This window comes from Cyanobacteriota bacterium (genome assembly GCA_025054735.1).
Lineage (GTDB): Bacteria > Cyanobacteriota > Cyanobacteriia > SKYG9 > SKYG9 > SKYG9.
In genome coordinates this window covers 1-781 of record JANWZG010000696.1, presented here as the reverse complement: position 1 = coordinate 781, position 781 = coordinate 1, and the positions used below count along the sequence as shown (strand labels likewise).

Below are 781 nucleotides of genomic sequence, written 5' to 3'. Positions count from 1 at the left end.
CATGGTCACCAGGTTGTTCACCTTCTCCGCCTCCGTGCGTCCTAGCGCCTCCGGCACGATGGAAAAGGTATTGGAAATGCCATCCAAGGCATCGCTGTAGGGCAATTTCGCCACCGACGCCAGAGATGCCAGCGCCCCGCAGCAGTCCCGCCCGTGCATGGGGTTGGCGCCAGGGGCAAAAGGTTGTCCCGCTTTACGACCATCCGGCGTCGTCCCCGTTTTCTTGCCATAGACCACGTTGGATGTGATGGTCAGCACCGATTGCGTGGGCACCGCATCCCGATAGGTTTTGTGCTTGCGCAGCTCCCGCATCATGGTCTGCACCACCCACACCGCCAGTTCATCGGCCCGGTCGTCGTTGTTGCCGTAAGCGGGATAACTCCCCTCAATCACAAAGTCCACTGCCAGGCCCCGTTCATCCCGAATCGGTTTCACCCTGGCGTATTTAATGGCCGACAGGGAATCCGCCACCACCGACAACCCGGCAATCCCACAGGCCATCGTGCGGTACACATCCCGGTCGTGCAACGCCATCTGCAACCGCTCGTAGCAGTATTTGTCATGCATGTAATGGATGACGTTAAGCGTGTGGATGTAGGTGCGGGCCAGCCATGCCAGGACCTGCTCGTAACGTTGCTTCACCTCCTCAAAATCCAGCACCTCGCTGGTGATAGGGGGCATCGGCGGCGCCACCTGTTCCCCGGATTTTTCATCTCGCCCGCCGTTGATGGCATACAGCAGCGCCTTGGCTAGATTCACCCGCGCCCCAAAAAACTGCATC

The 781-nt window shown here is 59.5% G+C and carries 1 protein-coding gene; it reads right to left on the bottom strand.

The genetic code is table 11. From position 1 onward, the window contains the following. Positions 1-781: formate acetyltransferase (locus NZ772_19440; GenBank protein MCS6815730.1), on the bottom strand; the 781-nt coding region annotated here is incomplete at both ends.